At 61.2% G+C, this 19656-nt stretch carries 19 protein-coding genes; 14 read left to right on the top strand and 5 right to left on the bottom strand.

Annotation, left to right across the window (positions count from 1 at the left end; genetic code table 11):
• Positions 1–110: 110 nt before the first annotated feature.
• The 3 genes from AB7813_RS18680 (at position 111) to AB7813_RS18670 (ending at position 2603) form a co-directional block, all read left to right on the top strand.
• Positions 111–1190: a DUF4892 domain-containing protein gene (locus AB7813_RS18680; protein WP_439083858.1), complete on the top strand. Its 1080-nt coding sequence runs from the start codon at positions 111–113 to the stop codon at positions 1188–1190.
• Between the two features lie 187 nt (positions 1191–1377).
• Entirely contained in the window at positions 1378–1800 is a 423-nt protein-coding gene (locus tag AB7813_RS18675; RefSeq protein WP_089263479.1) for a hypothetical protein, read from the top strand.
• Positions 1801–1853: 53 nt separating this feature from the next.
• Positions 1854–2603, top strand: a complete 750-nt coding sequence (locus tag AB7813_RS18670) for a cupin domain-containing protein (RefSeq protein ID WP_439083859.1) — start codon at positions 1854–1856, stop codon at positions 2601–2603.
• A 76-nt stretch (positions 2604–2679) separates the two neighbouring features.
• Here AB7813_RS18670 and sthA read toward each other — a convergent pair whose 3' ends face one another.
• The gene (gene sthA, locus AB7813_RS18665) at positions 2680–4074 is read right to left on the bottom strand and encodes a Si-specific NAD(P)(+) transhydrogenase (protein ID WP_439084257.1); all 1395 of its coding nucleotides are present in this window, start codon (positions 4072–4074) and stop codon (positions 2680–2682) included.
• A gap of 277 nt (positions 4075–4351) precedes the next feature.
• On the opposite strand from sthA, the gene AB7813_RS18660 reads away from it, so the two are divergent.
• The 9 genes from AB7813_RS18660 (at position 4352) to AB7813_RS18620 (ending at position 14536) form a co-directional block, all read left to right on the top strand.
• Positions 4352–5761: an MFS transporter gene (locus tag AB7813_RS18660; protein ID WP_439083860.1), complete on the top strand. Its 1410-nt coding sequence runs from the start codon at positions 4352–4354 to the stop codon at positions 5759–5761.
• A 144-nt stretch (positions 5762–5905) separates the two neighbouring features.
• Positions 5906–6724, top strand: coding sequence for a sulfurtransferase/chromate resistance protein (locus tag AB7813_RS18655; protein WP_120287511.1), 819 nt, complete (start codon positions 5906–5908; stop codon positions 6722–6724).
• Between the two features lies 1 nt (position 6725).
• The gene (gene chrA, locus AB7813_RS18650) at positions 6726–8123 is read left to right on the top strand and encodes a chromate efflux transporter (protein ID WP_439083861.1); all 1398 of its coding nucleotides are present in this window, start codon (positions 6726–6728) and stop codon (positions 8121–8123) included.
• Positions 8124–8228: 105 nt separating this feature from the next.
• Positions 8229–8477: a hypothetical protein gene (locus AB7813_RS18645; RefSeq protein WP_093757628.1), complete on the top strand. Its 249-nt coding sequence runs from the start codon at positions 8229–8231 to the stop codon at positions 8475–8477.
• Positions 8478–8689: 212 nt separating this feature from the next.
• A complete protein-coding gene (locus AB7813_RS18640) occupies positions 8690–9877 on the top strand; it encodes an extracellular catalytic domain type 1 short-chain-length polyhydroxyalkanoate depolymerase (RefSeq protein ID WP_199711980.1) in 1188 nt (395 codons plus the stop codon).
• A gap of 99 nt (positions 9878–9976) precedes the next feature.
• Positions 9977–12466, top strand: a complete 2490-nt coding sequence (locus tag AB7813_RS18635; protein ID WP_439083862.1) for a PAS domain-containing protein — start codon at positions 9977–9979, stop codon at positions 12464–12466.
• A 195-nt stretch (positions 12467–12661) separates the two neighbouring features.
• Positions 12662–13081 (top strand): DUF1236 domain-containing protein, encoded by a 420-nt coding sequence (locus tag AB7813_RS18630; RefSeq protein WP_068730422.1) that lies wholly within the window; start codon positions 12662–12664, stop codon positions 13079–13081.
• A 166-nt stretch (positions 13082–13247) separates the two neighbouring features.
• Positions 13248–14219, top strand: a complete 972-nt coding sequence (locus AB7813_RS18625; RefSeq protein ID WP_439083863.1) for an acyl-CoA desaturase — start codon at positions 13248–13250, stop codon at positions 14217–14219.
• Between the two features lie 65 nt (positions 14220–14284).
• Positions 14285–14536, top strand: a complete 252-nt coding sequence (locus AB7813_RS18620) for a hypothetical protein (RefSeq protein ID WP_093757625.1) — start codon at positions 14285–14287, stop codon at positions 14534–14536.
• Between the two features lie 5 nt (positions 14537–14541).
• On the opposite strand, the gene AB7813_RS18615 is transcribed toward AB7813_RS18620, so the two are convergent.
• The 3 genes from AB7813_RS18615 to AB7813_RS18605 all read right to left on the bottom strand — a co-directional run bounded on the left by AB7813_RS18615 (position 14542) and on the right by AB7813_RS18605 (position 16919).
• Entirely contained in the window at positions 14542–14868 is a 327-nt protein-coding gene (locus AB7813_RS18615) for a hypothetical protein (RefSeq protein ID WP_089263487.1), read from the bottom strand.
• Positions 14869–14875: 7 nt separating this feature from the next.
• Positions 14876–15544, bottom strand: a complete 669-nt coding sequence (locus tag AB7813_RS18610) for an MBL fold metallo-hydrolase (RefSeq protein ID WP_441228255.1) — start codon at positions 15542–15544, stop codon at positions 14876–14878.
• Positions 15545–15794: 250 nt separating this feature from the next.
• A complete protein-coding gene (locus tag AB7813_RS18605; RefSeq protein WP_439083865.1) occupies positions 15795–16919 on the bottom strand; it encodes a vWA domain-containing protein in 1125 nt (374 codons plus the stop codon).
• A 148-nt stretch (positions 16920–17067) separates the two neighbouring features.
• Between AB7813_RS18605 and AB7813_RS18600 the strand changes: the two genes are divergently transcribed.
• A complete protein-coding gene (locus AB7813_RS18600) occupies positions 17068–17562 on the top strand; it encodes an MmcB family DNA repair protein (protein ID WP_439083866.1) in 495 nt (164 codons plus the stop codon).
• Positions 17563–17576: 14 nt separating this feature from the next.
• On the opposite strand, the gene AB7813_RS18595 is transcribed toward AB7813_RS18600, so the two are convergent.
• Entirely contained in the window at positions 17577–18131 is a 555-nt protein-coding gene (locus tag AB7813_RS18595) for an ActR/PrrA/RegA family redox response regulator transcription factor (RefSeq protein WP_089263491.1), read from the bottom strand.
• 214 nt (positions 18132–18345) lie between these two features.
• Between AB7813_RS18595 and AB7813_RS18590 the strand changes: the two genes are divergently transcribed.
• Positions 18346–19611, top strand: coding sequence for an MFS transporter (locus AB7813_RS18590; RefSeq protein ID WP_439065297.1), 1266 nt, complete (start codon positions 18346–18348; stop codon positions 19609–19611).
• The last annotated feature ends 45 nt before the right edge of the window (positions 19612–19656 follow it).

Genomic DNA, 19656 nt, shown 5'->3' with positions numbered 1-19656 from the left:
AAACCGGACATGGCTACATGGCTGCGCGGCCATTCGCTGCGCTTTAGTCCTCTTGTTTACATGTCCCAAATCGTCATCGTGTGCGCTCCTGAAACGGGGACGCATGACTCATGCTCGGACGCATTCTGACGGTTGGCTTGTTGGTTCTGTTCGGTGCGTGTGCGGCACAGGCCGATGCGACGATTCCCAACAAGGATATTCCCGGTGCCCGGGATAGTGCGCTGCTGAAGCGTTACGACGGCTCCTTCATCATCAGCTATGAGCGTCTCGCCTTCACTGACTTCACCATCCCGCTGTCGAAGCTCGAAAAGACGAGTGATAGCGATCGCGATCGGATGAACAATCAGGTCTACAAGCCGAACAAGCTGCTTGAAGTGGAAGGCGCACGCACGCGCATCACCTATCTGCTGCCGGCCAACCGCTCGCCGCTCGAAGTGCTGCGGAACTATCAGGATGTGGTCAAGGCAGCCGGCGGCGAGGTGCTCTATAGCTGCAAGACCGATGACTGCGGCGGCGATCCGACGCGCTCGGCTGCGGGCGGCGGCGGCGATATGAGCCTGCTGATGTATTTCGTCACTGAGGCGCAGTTGAAAGACGGTGATTTCTCCAATGGCAAATGCGCCATGGCGTCTCATCTCGACGATCAGCGCTTCTTCGCTGCCAAGATCCCGCAAGCTGGCGGCGAAGCCTATGTCACCGTGCAGACTTATCTCGTGAAGGACGATCTCTACTGCAAGGCCTTCAACGAACGCACCGTGGCCGTCGTGCATATCGTCGAGCCGAAGCCGCGTGAGCAGAAGATGGTGGTGGTAAAGGCCGACGAGATGGCGAAGACCATCGGCTCTACCGGCCGCGTTGCCCTTTACGGAATATTCTTCGATACAGGCAAGGCCGACCTGAAGCCGGAATCATCGCCGACCCTGCAGGAGATTGCAGGTCTGCTGTCGTCGGATCCGAAGCTCGCCGTGCTGATCGTTGGCCATACCGATAATCAGGGCGCCTATGACTACAATCTCGATCTGTCGCGCCGCCGCGCCGAGTCGGTGGTCGCAGCGCTCACTACGAGCTTCCGTGCAGACGGCAAGCGCCTGCGCGCAGCCGGTGTCGGCATGCTCGCACCTGCAGCATCGAATGACCAGGATGACGGCCGCGCCAAGAACCGGCGTGTGGAAGTCGTCAAGCTGAACTGATCGCAACGGATGTTGGGGGTGGGTGGGCTCGCCGGTGTGAGGTCCTTCGGATAGGCGCTGTTCTGTTGGAGAAGAGATATCTCTCCAGATTCGACCAAAGCCCAATAGTGCTAAAGAAGCAGACGGGGATATTGGTATCGGAAGTTGATGGAAAGGTTGTTGCCCGGACAGATAGAAGGGTAATTGCATGACGCCCGATGCCGTCGCCTTGGCCTCTATGGTCCTTCTGATTTTCTCGATGGGCTTCTTTCTGCTGTCGTCACCGGCCTTTCTGCTGGTGAGGCTGGATATCCCGGAAGTGACACAGCTGCTGCGGGGCCTGTTCCGTTCCTATTTCCTGATGGTCGCTATCGCCGGTGTCATCGCGACAACGGCCTTTGCACTGGCTGGTCGACTGGTTTTCACCATCGGCATCGGCTTAATCGCGGCTTTTGCGATCTGGGCGCGGGGCTGGTTCTTGCGGCGGATGGATAGTCAGATGAGCGCACGAGACGCCGGTGATGCCGAGGCCGTGCGCCGGCTCCGACGGATGCATTGGGGCGGCATGCTGTCGAACGCATTCCAGCTTGCCGCCATTATCGGCAGCATCCCCTACGTCATGTCGGCTTGATCAGCCTCGCAGCACAGCGATGTGCTGACGATAAAGCGCGATGGAGAATGCAGATGAGCAAGTTCTCATGGCGGTGGTTGTCACGTCAGAAGCCTAAGCCTTCGAATGCTGGGTCTCTGAATGCCGCGCAGGGTACTGAACGATTTGCAGGCAGCGATCGGCGCCAACTGCTTCAGGCGCTGTCGGTCATCGTCGGTGGCGGCGCTTTGGCCGCGCTGCCGCAAAGCTCGGATGCGAAAGATGCGAGCGAGCTGCCATCGCCCAAGCGGGTCGTGACCGGCCGCGATGAAGCCGGCAAGTCGGTGTTCAAGTCCTTCGATGTCACGTCCAAGGTCGTGGAGATCGATGCCAATCCCGGCCTGACATTCTACGAACTCTATATGACCGAGGGCGTGCCGCAGCTCACCGGCCTGGAGGCGGATCCGATGCTCAAGGGAACGAAAGCGTTTCCCGGCCCGGGCGGTACGATGTTTCGGCTGATCTCCTATCCGCCCAGACGCTCCGAAGGCTGGAAGCCGCCGCCCGGCGTCACAATGGAAAGCGGGCTGCGCGAGTTGTCGGACAAGGTCCCGGGCATGGGGGATCATTTCGAGCGCGATGCGCCAGGCATGCACACGTCGGATACGATCGATTACGGAGTCGTGGTTCGCGGCGAGATGACGCTGGAATTGGACGATGGACAGAAAGTCCATTTACGTCAGGGCGACTGCGTCGTGCAGAACGGAACACGCCATCGCTGGCGCAATCCGTTGCCGGAGCCATGTCTCATGGCGTTCATATCGATCGGCGGCAAGCGCGGCTAGGACTTGGGCATGCCACGCGGGACGTCAGGCGATGAATCCATGTGGCCAAAATCTATGTGACCATGGCGCTTCTGCGCTACCGCGCCGTCATCCGATTCCATGCATCCAGCCCGGCGATCTTGTAGGCCTCCGCCAGCGTCGGATAGTTGAACGTGTTCTGGATGAAATAGTCGATCGTGCCTTTGAGATTGAGCACGGCCTGACCGATATGGATCAGCTCGGTGGCGCCTTCGCCAAGGATATGCACGCCGAGCAGGCGGCGGGTCTTGGTCGAGAAGATCATCTTCATCATGCCGCTATCCAGGCCCATGATATGGCCGCGCGAGGTCTCGCGAAAGCGCGCGACGCCGACCTCATAGGGGATGCCCTTCTGGCGGACTTCCTCTTCGGTGAGCCCGGTCGTGGAAATCTCCGGCACCGAATAGATGCCGTAGGGGAAGAACTCCGGCGGTGCCAGCGGATCGATGCCGAGCGCGTGGCAGGCGGCAACGCGGCCCTGCTCCATGGATGTGGAGGCCAGCGAGGGAAAGCCGATGACATCGCCAGCGGCATAGATATGCGGCACGCTGGTCTGCAGCGTGACGGGATCGACATTGATTCGGCCGCGGTGATCGACCGTGATACCGGCGGCCTCGAGATTCAGCCGGTCGGTGGCGCCGACGCGGCCGGCGGCGAACAGCAGCATTTCCGAGGTTACGTTGCGGCCGTCTGCGAGTTTGGTCACGATGTGCCCGGTCGGTGCGTGCTCGATCGCATTGACCTTGGAGCCGAGCCGTAGCGCGACATTGCGGTCGCGCAGCTCATGCATGAATTCGTCGATCAGCTCCTTGTCGATGAAATCGAGAAAGGTCGGCCGCGGCTCGATCAGGGTCACGGCGACATCGAGCGCGCTGAAGATGGTGGCATATTCGACGCCGATCACGCCGGCGCCGATCACCGCGAGGCTGCGCGGCAGTTTCGGCAGGTCGATGATCTGGTCGCTGTCGAACACTGTCTTGTTGTCGAACGGGACATAATCCGGCCGGAACGGGCGGGTGCCGCAGGCAATCAGGATATGGCCGGCGGAGACATTCTTGATCTCGTTCTTCTCGTTGGCGATCTCGATCTGGTGCGGTCCGGTGAAACGTGCCTCGCCGAGCGCCGTCTTCACGGCATTGCGGCTGAACTGATGCTCCAGCACCTCCACTTCGTGGTCGAGTGTCTTCTGCAGCCGCACGATCAGGTCGTGGGCGTCGATGTCCTGTTTCACCCGATAGGAACGGCCGTAGAAGCCGCGCTCGCGCCAGCCGGACAGGTTGAGCACGGTCTCGCGCAGCGTCTTCGATGGAATGGTGCCGGTATGGACCGAGACGCCGCCGACCCGCCGGCCCTTCTCCACCACCAGCACGGATTTACCGAGCTTGGCGAACTGGACGGCTGCGCGCCGGCCAGAGGGACCGGAGCCGATCACGATCATGTCGTAGTCATACATCGAAGAGGCCTCGAAACCGGAAGGGCCGGCATATGCAATCGTCTCGCCATGCAGCAATCGGGCCACAGGCGGCATCTTCCTGCACGAGGAATGCAAATTCGGTGTGACTTGGACGGGGAGATCGACCTGCGAAGCCGGGCCTGCGGTCAGCGCGCCACCAATTCCGACGGGAGAGTTCAATTGAATAAAGCTACCTCCGAGGTAATCGACGCGATGACTGGAAGCTGGGATCAAAGTGGGCGGCTGCTTCAGGCCGAACCGTTGAACGAGGCGCTCCATGCACCAGATCGTTGCCAATCCTGTCGACTCCGTGCGCCGCTGGTGGGTGCTGGCGATCGTCGTTGCGGCGCAGTTCATGTTTGGGGTCGATGCCTTCATCGTCAATGTCGCGATCCCAACCATCGCGGTCGAGCTTCGTGCCAGCGCGGCGCAGATCGAGGCTGTGATTGCGGTCTATCTGATCGGATATGCGACGCTGGTGATCACCGGTGGTCGGCTCGGTGATATCTACGGCACTAGGAACACCTTTCTCGCCGGCGTGCTTGGCTTCACCCTGACGTCACTGTGGTGCGGGCTCGCGCAATCCGGACCGGAGCTGATTCTGGCGCGGCTGGCGCAGGGCGCCACTGCAGCGCTGATGGTGCCGCAGGTGCTGGCCACCATCCATGTGCTGTTTGTGGATGAAGCCCGCGCCCGCGCCTTCGCTGTTTACGGCATCGTGCTTGGCCTTGCCGGCGCCGCGGGCTTTCTGCTCGGTGGCCTGCTGGTGACGATGGATCTTGCAGGCCTCGGCTGGCGTGCGGTGTTCTTCGTCAATGTACCGGTGGGGCTTGTCATCATCGCGGCGGCGTGGCGGCTGATGCCATCCGTTCCTCGCCGTCCAGGCACGCGGCTGGATATACGGGGTGCGCTGGTGCTGTTCGCCGGGTTGCTCGGTCTGATCGGCCCGCTGCTGTTCGGGCACGAATTGCACTGGGCGCCGTCTGTATGGCTGGCGATGGCTATGGGTGCGGCAGTGATCGTCGGCTTCGTCAGGCTGGAGCGCCGTGTCGCGCTGCGTGGTGGCATGCCGCTGATCGATCTGGCGTTGCTCGCGGATGCTGCTTTCATGCGCGGGCTGTGCGCGGTGTTCTTTTTCTTCTTCGCCAATCTGTCATTTTACCTGGTGATGACATTGTTCATGCAGAATACGCTGCACATGCCGCCGCTGCGGGCCGGTTTTATTTTCGTACCGCTGGCGCTGGCCTTCGTTGTCGCATCCCGTCACAGCGGCATGCGGTCACGCCATCGTGGCACGCTGGTGCTGATCGAGGGCTGCGTGGTGCAGGTCATCGGTCTCGCCGCGCTGGCTGCAACGGTGCTGGCCGTGAATGCGTCATCTGCATCGCTGCTGGCGGTACCGCTTGCCGTGTTCGGTTACGGCCAGGGTCTGGTCATGGCGCCGCTGTCCAGTGGCGTGCTGTCAACCGTACAAACGTCGAGCGCGGGAGCTGGCTCGGGCATGTACGGCACCACGACACAAATCGCCAATGCAGCCGGCGTTGCTGCGATCGGCGCGGTCTATTTCGCGGTGCAATCCGAGGCATCGGCAGTCATCGCGCTGCTCGCAAGCTTCGCATTGTGCGTGTTGTCGGTCGCCGCCTGTGCGGGCTTTCTGCTATGGATGCGCCGCGCGGGCAACGTATAGAATTCCAGCACGGCGTTTGATCGTCCAGCACGCGCCTTGACAGGTCAATCGCGATGGCTTGATATTGGGGCATGGGGACAAAGCGATCTCCCCACGAGGCGACATGCCCAAGTATCGCGTCCCGCATTCCTGCAAGGACGCGCCATGTCATCGATTAACAGCATTTCCGTTGAAAAACTCGTTCGCCTGATCGGGACGCCGAAATGTCCCGCGCTCGTCGATGTTCGCACCGACGAGGATTTCGCCCTGTCGCCGTTTCTCCTGCCAGGTTCGGTCCGGCGGCCATTTGGCGACGTGAATGGCTGGGCCGCGGCGCTGCGCGGTCGGTCCGCCATGGTGATCTGCCAGAAAGGTCTCAAGCTCAGTCACGGCGTTGCCGCGCTGTTGCGCGATGCTGGTATCCCGGCAGAGGTTCTGGAAGGCGGGTATCTCGCATGGGAGAGTGCGAGCCTGCCGCGCGTTCCCACCGGCAAGTTGCCGCCACAAAACCCGCAGGGCCGCACTTTGTGGGTGACGCGCGAACGGCCAAAGATCGACCGCATTGCCTGTCCCTGGCTGATCCGGCGTTTCATCGATCCGGCGGCGCTGTTCATGTTCGTTGCGCCGTCGGAAGTGTCGGCAGTCGGCGAGAAATTCGATGCTGCGCCCTTCGATATCGAAGGCGTGTTCTGGAGCCATCGCGGCGAGCTCTGTACCTTCGATGTGATGATCGAGGAATTCGGCCTCACCACGCCGCCGTTGCTGCGGCTGGCTACCATTGTCCGCGCAGCGGATACAGCACGGCTCGATCTCGCCCCGGAAGCGCCGGGCCTGCTGGCGGCGTCACTCGGCCTGTCGCGGATGTATGCCGACGATCTCGAACAGCTTGAGGCTGGACTGAATTTGTACGATGCGTTCTATCGCTGGTGCCGAGATGCCAGCACCGAAACCCACAACTGGCCGACAGCAAAGACGAAAGCTTGAGATGGCGGAAGCAACTTCGGTCACACCACCGGCCATTCCCGAGCCGCAGACCCACGGCGTTTCCTTCTCGGAGGCATTTTCGGTGTGGCTCCGGATCGCGTTGCTTTCCTTCGGCGGTCCGGCCGGGCAGATCGCGGTGATGCATCGCATCCTGGTCGACGAGAAGCGCTGGGTGTCGGAAAGCCGTTTTCTGCATGCGCTGAACTATTGCATGCTATTGCCGGGCCCGGAGGCGCAGCAGCTCGCCACCTATATCGGCTGGCTGATGCACCGGACCGCCGGCGGGCTGATGGCCGGCGGGCTGTTCATCCTTCCCGGTGCAATCTGCATCATGGTGCTGAGCTGGATTTACGCTGTGTTCGGCAATGTCGGCATCGTCGCGGCGCTGTTCTTCGGTTTGAAGGCCGCAGTGCTCGCGATCGTGCTGCAGGCGGTGGTGCGGGTCGGTAGTCGCGCGCTGAAGAACGATGTGATGCGCGCGCTGGCGGCCATCGCCTTCCTCGCGATCTTCTTTCTCGACGTGCCGTTCCCGGTGATCGTTTTCGGTGCGGCAGCAATTGGCTTTCTCGGCGGTCGGGCCGGTCTGCCCGCCTTCACGGTAAGTGTGGGCCACGGCTCATCAGGCGGCGGTGATGCTGATAGTTTGCTCGGAGATCAACTTCCTCTCCATGCCCGGCCGAGCGTACGGCAGTCGCTCACCGTTGCGGTCGTCTGGCTGGTGCTGTGGCTCACGCCCGTCGCTGTGCTGCTCGTGGCGTTCGGCAGCAATGACGTGTTCAGCCAGATTGCCGTTTTCTTCTCCAAGATGGCGATGGTCACCTTTGGCGGTGCCTATGCGGTTCTCGCTTATGTCGCGCAGCAGGCCGTCGATCACTACGCATGGCTGAAGCCGGGCGAGATGCTCGATGGCCTTGGCATGGCCGAAACCACGCCTGGTCCGTTGATCGTGGTGCTGCAATTCGTGGGCTTCATGGCTGCTTTCCGCGCACCGGGGATGTTGCCGCCGCTGCTGGCGGGCACGCTTGGTGGATTGCTCGCGACCTGGGTGACCTTTGCGCCGTGCTTTCTCTGGATTTTCCTCGGGGCGCCGTTCGTCGAAACTCTTCGTGGCAACCGTGCGCTGAGCGCCGCGCTGGCGGCGATTACCGCCGCAGTGGTCGGCGTCATCCTCAACCTGGCGATATGGTTCGCCATCCACACGATGTTTCGGGAGGTGAAACCTGTTCGCACGCTCGGACTCAGCTTCGACATGCCGGTTCTGCAGAGCGTCAATGGATGGGCTGTCGCGCTGTCGGTCGCGGCGCTGCTTGGGGTCTTCTATCTGAGGATTGGTTTGCTGCAGATCCTGTTGGCTTGTGCAGGCGCGGGTGTGCTTTTGCACATCGTCGGTCTGGTGTGACGTCAATCGCGAAACCGTGTGCGGAACCGGTAATTGACGGCCGACGGAACAGGAACGTTTCGAACCACGTCGCGTTGAAGGCCGTTCACTCAACAGGAGCTGACCATGCGGAAAACCATTCTTGTTGCGATCTGCGCCACGGCCATCGGCGCTACTCCGTTCGCAGCCTTTGCCCAGGCGACCGGCCCGTCCGGCCAGGATTCGACCAAGATGGGCACCGGCACGACGGCGAAGGAAGGCGAGACCAAGGCCACGGGCACCCAGGGAATGTCGAAAAATAGCGCGAAGAAGGATTCCATGCACAAGGACGGCATGAAGAAAGACAAGATGATGAAGAACGAGATGAAACAATAACTCGTCATCTCTCCCCGACTCGCCCCGTATGGCGTGGCCATGTTATGGCCGGCCCTGCGGGGCTTCCTTTGCAATATAGGTAATTTCGGAAGCGTCCGTGGCGCCTCTCGTTTCGTTGATAGGTATATTGAAACCGTATTTGTTTTATTTTGCAGTGCAGCAACCATATGTCGTCGGTACTGTTGTATAAGCCTGACGACCTAGGAGCTGCCGTGTCTCTTGCCGATAATATCGATTTCCTCCGCAATCTCCCGAAACCGCCCGGAATCAATACGTTGCAGGGGTTGGCGCGCGGCCGTGCATCGGCAGGTTTGAGTCCGATCAGCGAATCAACGGGTTTCGGCAGCAATCCCGGCGACCTCCGTATGTTCAGTTACGTGCCCGCCACGCTGGCAGCAAATCCGGCATTGGTCGTCGTGCTGCACGGATGCACCCAGAGCGCTGCGGGCTATGACAACGGCACCGGCTGGTCTGCTCTGGCCGAGCGCTATGGTTTCGCGCTGCTGATGCCCGAACAGAAGTCGTCCAATAACGGCAACACCTGCTTCAACTGGTTCAATGCCGATGACATCGCGCGCGATAGCGGCGAAGCGCTCTCGATCCGTGAGATGATCGAGCAGATGGCCGTGGACCACGATGTGGACCGCAAGCGTATCTTCGTTACGGGTCTGTCGGCCGGCGGCGCGATGACGTCGGTGATGCTCGCAACCTATCCTGACGTGTTTGCGGCCGGCGCCATCATTGCGGGCCTGCCTTACGGTATCGCTACCACCATGCAGGAGGCGCTGAGCGGTATGTATCGCGCGGCGCCGCGTGCCGCGAACGATCTCGGCAATCTCGTGCGCAAGGCATCGCCGCATACCGGTGAGTGGCCGAAAGTATCAGTCTGGCACGGCAGTGCCGATCGCACCGTGAATCCGGCAAATGCCGGCGAAATCGTCAAGCAGTGGCTCGACCTTCACGGCCTGCCGCCAGCGCCGATGTCGGCAGTGGATGTCGATGGCTATCCGCGTGAGGTGTGGTGGAACAAGGACGGTGAAACCGTCGTGGAATCCTTCACGATCACAGACATGGCGCATGGCACGCCGCTGGCGATTGCCGGACAGGACGAGCCCTATGGTGCCGCCGGTGCCTTCCTGCTCGAAGCCGGCATCTCATCCTCCTATCATATCGCGCAGTTCTTCGGCCTTACCCGGCAGCTTGCACCGCGCAATGTCGAAGCTGCAGCCGTGGAACCCGCGGCGCCGGCGGATGCTGTTGTCTCATTGGTGACGCAAAAGCCGCGCACGTCAGGCGATCGAGGCGCCGCGCGCCGCGATCCCGCGGGACGGCGGTCTATCGATATCAACGGTGCCATTACTCGTGCCCTCACGGCTGCCGGTCTCATCAAGTCACCCTGACAAGTAACAGGCGTGATCGGCGCCGATTTGCGCCAGGTCTGACAGGGCGCTAAGTTCTCAAGATACGTCAGACTGGTCTTGCGTACCGATTGCCCGCGCATGTTGGATGCCCATCGACCGAATTCGCCCGACTTTCTCGCCGGTGGAGGCGAGATGGGGGCGTTGATGCGTGCTTACGATTGGGCATCGCATCCGATCGGAGCCCCGGATACCTGGCCGCAGAGTCTGCGCACCGCGATCCGGATCGTCCTGAATACCAACCACCCGATGTTCATCTGGTGGGGACCGGACCTCATCCAGTTCTATAATGACGCCTATGCGCTGACCATGGATGCACAACAGCATCACGCAGGGCTGGGCGCGCGCGGCCGTGAATTCTGGCACGAAATCTGGCCCATCATCGGCCCGCAGATCGCGCAGGTGATGAGTGGCGGCGGTGCCACCTGGCATGAAAACCAGCTGATCCCCATGACGCGCAATGGCAAGCTCGAACACAGCTATTGGACCTACAGCTACAGTCCGCTCGATCTGGATGATGGCGTCGGCGGTGTGCTGGTGGTTTGCCGCGATGTCACTCGGGATCATGAAGCGACCATTGTCTTGCGCGAGCGAGAAGCAGAGCTCGCGCGCGTGCAGCAGATCGGCCAGATCGGCGGTCTCGAAGTCGATCTGCGTACCGGCTTCCGCAATCGTCGATCGCCCGAATATCTGATCGTTCATGGTTTGCCGCCGGAAGCGGCCAACGAGTCGCACGAAGATTGGGTGCGTCGCATCCATCCCGAGGATCGCGAGGCGACGGAGCAGAAGTTTCGCGACGCGGTGAAAAGCGGCGTGCGCGACTACACTGTGCAGTATCGCATCATTCGCCCGAGCGATGGCCAGACCCGCTGGATTTCAGTGCGATCCTATATCGAGCGCGACGACGCGGGAAAGCCGCTGCGGCTGGTCGGTGCGCATACCGACGTCACCGATCAGGTGCTGGCAGAGCAGGCGCTGCGCAAGAGCGAGGATGAGGCGCGTCAGCTCGCGGCAAAGCTTGCAGACCTCAATGAGACGCTGGAACAGCGCGTGCGTGACAAGACGCGTGAGCGCGACCGGATCTGGAGCGTATCGCAGGATCTCCTGATGGTCGCCGACCATGATGGCGTCTGGCGCACTGTCAATCCGGCCTGGACGCGCACGCTCGGCTGGAGCGAGGCCGAGCTGCTCAACAAGACCTCGCGCTGGCTCGAGCATCCCGAGGATCAGGCCAGGACAATGGCCGAGGTTGATAAGCTTGCTGCCGGCGAGCCGACGATCCGCTTCGAGAATCGCCTTCGCCACAAGGATGGCTCCTATCGCTGGCTATCCTGGACGGCGGTGCCGGATCAGAACCAGATCTATTGCGTGGCGCGCGATGTCACTGCCGAGAAGGCTGCTGCCGAGCGCCTTAAAAACACAGAAGAAGCGTTGCGGCAGTCGCAGAAGATGGAGGCTGTCGGTCAGCTCACCGGCGGCATCGCGCATGACTTCAACAACCTGCTCACCGGCATCGTCGGCTCGCTCGACTTGATGCAGACACGGCTCGGTCAGGGTCGCACCGACAATATCGCGCGCTATATCGACGCTGCGATGACCTCGGCCAATCGTGCGGCGGCGCTGACGCACCGGTTGCTGGCCTTCGCGCGGCGGCAACCGCTGATTCCGAAAAGCGTCGATGCCAATATGCTGATCGTCTCGCTGGAGGATCTGTTGCGCCGGACCATTGGCGAGACGCTGGATCTCGATATCGTGGCGGCGTCTGATCTATGGTGCACGCTGTGCGATCCAAACCAGTTGGAGAGCGCGTTGCTCAATCTGGCGATCAATGCGCGCGACGCGATGCCTGATGGCGGGCACTTGAAGATCGCGACACAGAACGTGCGCGTCGATGCCATCAATGCCAATGCGCCGGCGCTGACTCCCGGCGACTATATCTGTATCAGCGTCAGCGACAGCGGAACCGGCATGAGCCCGGAGGTCGTGGCGCGCGCTTTCGATCCGTTCTTCACGACAAAGCCGATCGGGCAGGGCACGGGCCTCGGCCTATCGATGATCTACGGCTTCGCGCGTCAATCCAACGGACATGTCAGCATCGACAGCAGGCTCGATATTGGGACGACCGTGAAACTGTATCTGCCGCGCCATGAGGGAGACACTGCCGCACAGGATGCGGCCCCGCTGAAGGGCGATCAGCATGTGGCCGCAGGCGAAACCCTGCTGGTGGTCGAGGATGAGCCGGTGGTGCGCTCTGTCATCGTCGATATGTTGAAGGACGAAGGCTATCGCGTGCTCGAGGCAGTTGATGGTCCGTCGGGCTTGCGGGTCCTGCGCGAGACACCGAATATCGATCTGCTGGTCACCGATATCGGGCTGCCCGGCATGAACGGCCGTCAGCTTGCCGATCAAGCGCGCGAGGCGCGGCCGGACTTGAAGATCCTGTTCATCACCGGTTATTCCGAAAGCGTCGTTATGGCGAAGGGCTTTCTGCTGCCTGGGATGGAGATGATTACCAAGCCGTTCGACCTCGATCATTTCCTGCGACGCATCCGCGCGATGGTCACGAGCTAAAGCGTTTTCAAGCGAAGTAGATACCGGTTCGCGTCTAGAAAACGCGTCAGAATAAAAGGCGTAGCCCTCCGGTTCCATATCTCCCCAGATATTTCAGCCTCGGTGCGCAGGTTCTAACAGTTCAATCGCCGGAACCATTGTGCGGCCGCGAGCTTGTATCGGCGCAATACCGATCAATCAAAACTGGAGATCATCATGATCCGCCGTCTTCTTGGAACCGCTGCCATCGTCGCCATGATGGCTCTTCCCGCCGTTGCTCAGGCTCAGGGTGTCCCCGGAGGCATTGAGCGTGGTGCGCGCGATGGCGAGCGCGCAGCTGGTCCTGTGGGCGCTATCGTAGGCGGCACCATCGGTGGTGTTGTCGGCGGCGTAGCCGGCGTGCTCGGTGTCGACGATCGTCCGCGGTTCCGCAGCTATGTCGTGGAACAGCGTCGCCCATCCTACACCTATAGCAACGAAGTTCGTGTCGGTGCCGTACTGCCTGAGAGCGGTGTGACCTATTACGAGGTTCCGGCAGAATACAATTCCGCCCGTGAATACCGCTACACCGTGGTCAATGGTCGCACGGTTCTCGTCGAGCCGCGCACCCATCGCATTGTCGAAGTGATCGATTAAGCCGATCAATAAATGACTTTTCGAACAGGCCGCCTTCAGGCGGCCTGTTTTGTTCCATCTATGGCCTGCGGCGTATCTGTAGTCAGCGCCGATGTTCTCGCGTAGAGAAGTGCCGGGGAATCACACGAGCACCACGCGGCGATCAATCGCCCGGATGCGGAGAACGATGGCCACCAGCAATCGCGATCAGATCGCCCCTGCCATCGCACTGGACATTCCCCTTGCCGATCGTACCGAGACAGGTCTCGCTTTGCCGGACGGCGTGCAGCCCTATCGCATCGACTGGCTCAACACGCTCACCATCGCCACCTTTCACGCACTCGCACTGCTCGCGCTGATGCCGATGTTCTTCAACTGGACAGCGGTGATCGTGGCGATCATCGCAGCGCGGTTGTTCGGCCTCATCGGCATCAATATCGGTTATCACCGGTTGCTGACGCATCGCGGTTTCAAGTGCCCGAAATGGCTGGAGCACGCTCTCGTTGTCGTGGCGATCTGCTGTGCCGAGGATACGCCGGCGCGCTGGGTTGCCATCCATCGCCGTCATCACGAGAAGTCCGACGAGCAGCCGGACCCACACAGCCCGCTTGCCAGCTTCTTCTGGGGCCATATGGGCTGGCTGCTGGTGAAGAACCCGGACCTGTCCCGCCTCGGCATCTATGAACGATATGCCAAGGATGTCCTGCGCGATCCGTTCTATGTCGCGCTGGAACGTAATTTCTGGCAGCTGAAGATCCTGCTCATCCAGATCAACGTCTTCTTCTTTGCGGGCCTGGCCGGCAAACTGCTGTGGGGCGGCTCATGGGCCGAGGCGGTGCAGTTCGCTTTGAGCATCGTTATCTGGGCGGTCTTCGTGCGAACCGTCTTCGTCTGGCATCAGACCTGGGCGGTCAACTCGGTCACCCACATCTGGGGCTATCGCAACTACGCGACCGATGAGGACAGCCGCAACAATCTGTTCATTGGCTACCTCGCCCATGGCGAGGGCTGGCATAACAACCATCACGCCGATCAGCGCTCCGCGCGCCACGGTCATCGCTGGTGGGAGTTCGATACCACCTATCTGACGATCCGCCTGCTGGAGAAGCTCGGCCTGGTATCGGATATTGTCGAGCCGCGGCATACGACCAAGAGGTAAGGCCTGCCAAGCTCGGGCATGCCACACGAGATGCAACTTTTCGTCACAATTCGCGTTACTACACCATGATGACGAAGCCCGATATCTGGTACGTGGCGTTTGGCCCCGACAAATCCGTGAAGTCCGACACTCGTGCGACAAACGGTGTGCGTACGACCAGGACCTTCAAATCCGAAATCGATGCAAAACTGTTCGCCCGGGAAATCCTGGCCAAAGGCTGGACCGCTACAGCCGGCACACTCAATCCATATCAACCCAAGCGCACCATTGCGGCATCGCAGATCGAAGACTGGGCCGATCCCGCTCGAGCCGACTAATCTGGCTAGATGACTTCGTAGGCGAAAAACAGGATGATTACCGTGATCGCGACGAGGCCTCCCAGAAAGCACTGATCGGCAATCGACTCGCAGCGCTCGCTGAGTTGGCGGTTTTGCGACTTCCGCATCGATGTGTAGGACGCGACCGCGCTGGCGAGGAAGAACAGCGAGGCGATGGCCGAATATTCATCGACCCGGCTGGGGCCGATCTGCGGCTCCATGATCTTGACCAGTCCGATCAGCGTCGCGCAGACGCCGATCATCGTCCCGGAGCTCGGCAGGATGTGCTTGGAAAGCGCTCCTTGTTCCCCGGAAGCCCTGTCGTCGCTCATGGCGGGATTATGCCTCGCCGGTGAGGAACGGGTTGGTCATGCGCTCCTGGCCGATGCTGGAGCCCGGGCCATGACCGCAGATGAAGCCGACACCGTCGCCGAGCGGGATCAGCTTGGTCGTAATCGAATTGATCAATGTCTCATGGCTGCCGCCGGGGAAATCGGTCCGCCCGATGGAGCCTGCGAATAGCACGTCGCCGACATGGGCGAATTTCATCGCCTTGCTGTAATACACGACGCTCCCAGGCGAATGACCGGGGCAGTGCAAGATGTCGAAAGTCAGGCCGCCGACGCTGACGGTGTCGCCTTCATTGAGCCAGCGGTCAGGCATGAAGTTGCGGGTGCACGTCATGCCGTACTTCGCGCCGCTGTCCTCGACATGTTCGAGCAGGAACGTATCGGCGACATGCGGGCCGATGATTTCGACCTTCAGCGTTTCGCGCAGCTCGTCGGCGCCGCCGACATGGTCGATATGGCCGTGGGTCAGCCAGATCTGTTCGACCTTCACATTCGCCTTGGCAATGGCGTCCAGGATCAGCGGCACGTCGCCGCCGGGATCGATCACCACGGCCTGCCGCGTGGCCTCATCCCACAGCAACATGCAGTTCTGTTGAAACAGGGTCACCGGAATGATGGTGCCGCCGGCCTGGGCTTTATGTTCGGTTTCATCTGTCATCGCGCCACAATGCTGATTTTTGCGGGCGAGAAAAGGGGGAATTTGGGCGGCTTTCTTTCTTCCCCTCTCCCCGGGCGCGGCGCAGCCGCGACGGGTGGGAGAGGGTGGATCGAACCGCAGAGCGGTTCGAGACGGGAGAGGGGGCGCTCGCTCAAGGCCCTCTCCCGCCTTCGCTTCGCTCAGGCGCCCTCTCCCACGGCGCGCAGCTTCGCTGCGCTGGGGGAGAGGGGAGGGGAAGGACGACCGCGTTCTACTTCTTCAACTGCACCTTCAGCGTCGCCTCCACCTCGCGGTCGAAGGACGATGCCTTGGCCGGCGCCTTGTCGCGCTGGGTCATGAGGTATGCATCGCGCTTGGCCACCAGCGCTGTCAGCTTGTCGTTCAGCGCCTTGCGATCCTTCATCTGCTTGCCGAGTTCATCGGCGCGCTGCTGCGGCGACAATTTGCGAATGGCCTCGGGCAATTCATCCTCCTTCACGCTGTCGAGCTTCTGCTTGCCGGCGGACACGTCGCTGACGAGGTCGCCGCCGCCGGTGACGGCTTCCGACGACACTTTCGCGCGCTTGTTGATGTAGCTCGCCATATCCGTTGCCGAGGCGGGCGCCGCCGCTGCGACTTCCGAGAGCTGCCGGGTCTTGTTCTCGGTGTGCTTCTGCAGCGCGCGCGGGCCGTAGGGGATCACCGTCTTGTTGATGTCGTTCTGCAGGATGATGATTTCTTCGTCATAGGGGGTCTGGATGATGACGATCTGGCCGCCATCTTGCGGGATTGCGATGAAACGGCCGTCGCCGCGTTGGGCAACGTCGCGCCAGACCTTCTCCGTATCGCGGGCAGCGCCTGCCAGAACAGCGTTGACGATGATGTCCTTCTGCTTCGCGACTTCGAGCGTGGTCGTGTATTTCGTGTCCTGCTGATAATCCATATGCGGCGGTGCGTCACCGACCAGGAAGACGATACGCCTGACATCGTTGCCCTTGGTCCATTGCAGCTTGTTGACGGCGACATCGAGCGCCTCGTTGACGCTTTCCGGCCAGTCGCCGCCACCCTTCGCCCGGACCTGCAGCAGGTTGCCATAGAGGTCCTGGATGTCGGTGGTGAGGTCGAAGGTCTTGGTCACGTAGTCGTCGCCGATGTCGCGATAGGCGACGAGACCCATACGGATGTCGGCGTCGGGATTGCTGTCGAGGATCGTGGTTGCGATCGACCAGATCTTACGTTTGGCGCCTTCGATCAGCCCGCTCATGGAACCGGTGGTGTCGAGCACGAAGGCGACTTCGACGGTCGGCTTTGCCTGCGCGGAACCGGCGAAAATCGCCTGCGGCAAAGTTGCGGCAGCGGCGATCAGGATGACGCGGCCGATATGGGCTAAGTTCATGGGATGTCTCCGTAATCCGGGCTGCAGCGATGGAAGAACTCGCCCGCCGCCGCTCGCGGAAAACTTGCGTCCGGCTTGCGACATGCGAGCGGCAGACCGGCGGGAGACGTGATGGGCGGCCCCGCCGAAATCGGCTAAGTTTGTCGCCATGGAATCGAATGCCGTTCACACCCCCGCGCTGATTTTCGATCGCCGCCAGTCGGAGACGGCGTTGGCCATTGCGCGCGGAACCACAAGGCTGCTGCGGTCGCTGGGATTCTCATGCGTCAGCGAACTATCATTGCCGTCCGGACGGCGTGCGGATCTGGTCGCGCTGAACGAGCGCGGGGATGTCTGGATCGTCGAGATCAAGTCATCGATCGAGGATCTGCGGGCGGATCAGAAATGGCCCGAGTATCGCGCGCATTGCGACCGGCTGTTCTTTGCCTTCACGCAGGATCTCCCCTGCGAGATTTTTCCTGCCGACACAGGCCTGATCGTGGCGGATGCCTATGGCGCGCATGTTCATTGCGATGCACCGGAGCACCGGCTGCCGGCGCCGACGCGCAAGGGCATGATGCTGCGCTTCGCGATGACCGCGGCGCACAGACTGAACAGGCTGCACGACCCTCAAGGTCATGCAGCCTGGCCGAACGAAATCTAGCTTTTAAAGAAGGCTCAGCGCGGCGCGCGCTTGGCGAGAATGCGCTGCAGCGTACGGCGATGCATGTTCAGACGACGTGCGGTCTCCGAGACGTTGCGATTGCACATTTCATAGATGCGCTGGATGTGTTCCCAGCGCACGCGGTCGGCCGACATCGGGTTGTTCGGCAGTTCGGACTTGTCATTGTCGATCGCGAGCAGCGCTGCAACGACATCGTCGGCGTCGGCCGGCTTCGACAGATAGTCGACAGCGCCCATCTTCACTGCGGTCACGGCGGTGGCGATGTTGCCATAGCCGGTGAGCACGATGGCGCGCGCATCGGGACGCTGCTGCTTCAGCGCCGACACGACATCGAGGCCGTTGCCGTCACCGAGACGAAGATCGACTACGGCAAAAGCGGGCGCTGATTTGCTGATCTGGGCGAGACCTTCGGAAACGGAGTCGCAGGACGTGACCGTGAAGCCGCGCGTTTCCATCGCACGCGAAAGACGCTCCAGAAACGGCTTGTCGTCCTCCACGATCAGGAGCGAACGGTCGGTCTGTTCAGTCACTTCGGCGAGCGCATTCACGGTTCAAAATCCTCCATATCCAATACGATACCATATGGCGCTGCCGAATGCAGCTGCCAAGGGTGTGAAGATTTGAATGGCTTGATTGTGAAGTTAATCCAAAAGCGGTTTGGCCCGTAAAACGGGTGGTTAATTCTAATCACGGTGGTACATCAGCGCGGCGTGTTGTCGCAGAGCAGCATGATGGACGAAACGTAATGAAAGCAGATCCGGAATGGACGCGACTCCGACTGGGCCGAAGAAGCCCGAGTTAAATGACGAGACATCCGCTCGTTACGACGGCTGGCGTATCGTCGGTGTTTGTTTCCTGCTCGCGACATTCGGCTGGGCGCTCGGTTTCTATGGCCAGAGCGTCTATCTCGCGGAACTTCAGCGCGTGCATGGCTGGCCGGCCTCGACCATCGCAACGGCCACGACCTTCTTCTATCTCGTCGGCGCATTGCTGGTCGCATTCGTAAGCGAAGCGATGCGCGCGCTCGGGCCGCGTAACTGTTTGCTGGCCGGCGTCGGCGTGATGGCGTTTGCCACCATCCTGCTCGGACAGATCACGTCGCCCTGGCAGCTCTATGCGGTGAATGTGCTGCTCGCATTCGGGTGGGCCGGCACAAGTCTGGGCGCCATCACCAACACGCTCGGTCTGTGGTTCGACAAGAAGCGCGGTATGGCCATCAGCCTTGCGCTGAATGGCGCGAGTTTCGGCGGCATCGTCGGCGTGCCTTTACTGGTCGCGGCGAGCAATGCCTTCGGCTTTGGCGGCGCGACTATCGCAGCAGCGATCGCGATGCTTGTGCTGCTCGTCCCGGTGATCATTATCTTCGTCGGCCATCCGCCGCATCGCGCAGCATCCGCCACACCGGACGGTGTTGCCGCTACGGCCAGCGCGCCATCGTCGACACGCATTCGCGCGGAGGCGATGCGCGACGTGGCGTTCCTGACGCTCACCATTGCTTTTGCGTTCGGATTATTTGCGCAGGTTGGTTTCATCGTTCACCTGATCTCGTTTCTCGATCCGGTGATCGGCCGCGAGCGCGCGGCGGCCGCGGTATCGCTGCTGACGCTGATGGCGGTGGTTGGCCGCGTCTTGTTCGCGACAGTGATCGATCGGCTCAATCAGCGACTGGCATCGGCGCTATCGTTTCTCAGCCAGGCAACGGCGCTTGCGATAATTATCAATTCGCGCAACGAAGCGCTGGTGTTCTTCGCCTGCGCGTTGTTTGGCTTTTCTGTTGGCAATCTGATCACGCTGCCGGCGCTGATCGTGCAGCGCGAATTTGCTGCGCGGTCGTTCGGGGTGCTGGTCAGCCTGATCACGGCGGCGACGCAGGTCACTTACGCTTTCGGTCCGGGCATCGTCGGCTGGCTGCGCGATCTTTCGGGCAGTTACGCCGTGCCGTTTTATGTCTGCATGGCGTTGCAGGTGGCCGCGGCACTGTTGATCATGGTGCGGGGGCGGAAGAGCAAAGCTCTAACCTCATGGTGAGGAGGCGCGTAGCGCCGTCTCGAACCATGAGCTGCTTGGCACATC

Origin of the sequence: Tardiphaga sp. 20_F10_N6_6 (genome assembly GCF_052076045.1) — a bacterium.
Lineage (GTDB): Bacteria > Pseudomonadota > Alphaproteobacteria > Rhizobiales > Xanthobacteraceae > Tardiphaga > Tardiphaga robiniae.
This window is presented reverse-complemented; position numbering and strand designations above follow the sequence as displayed.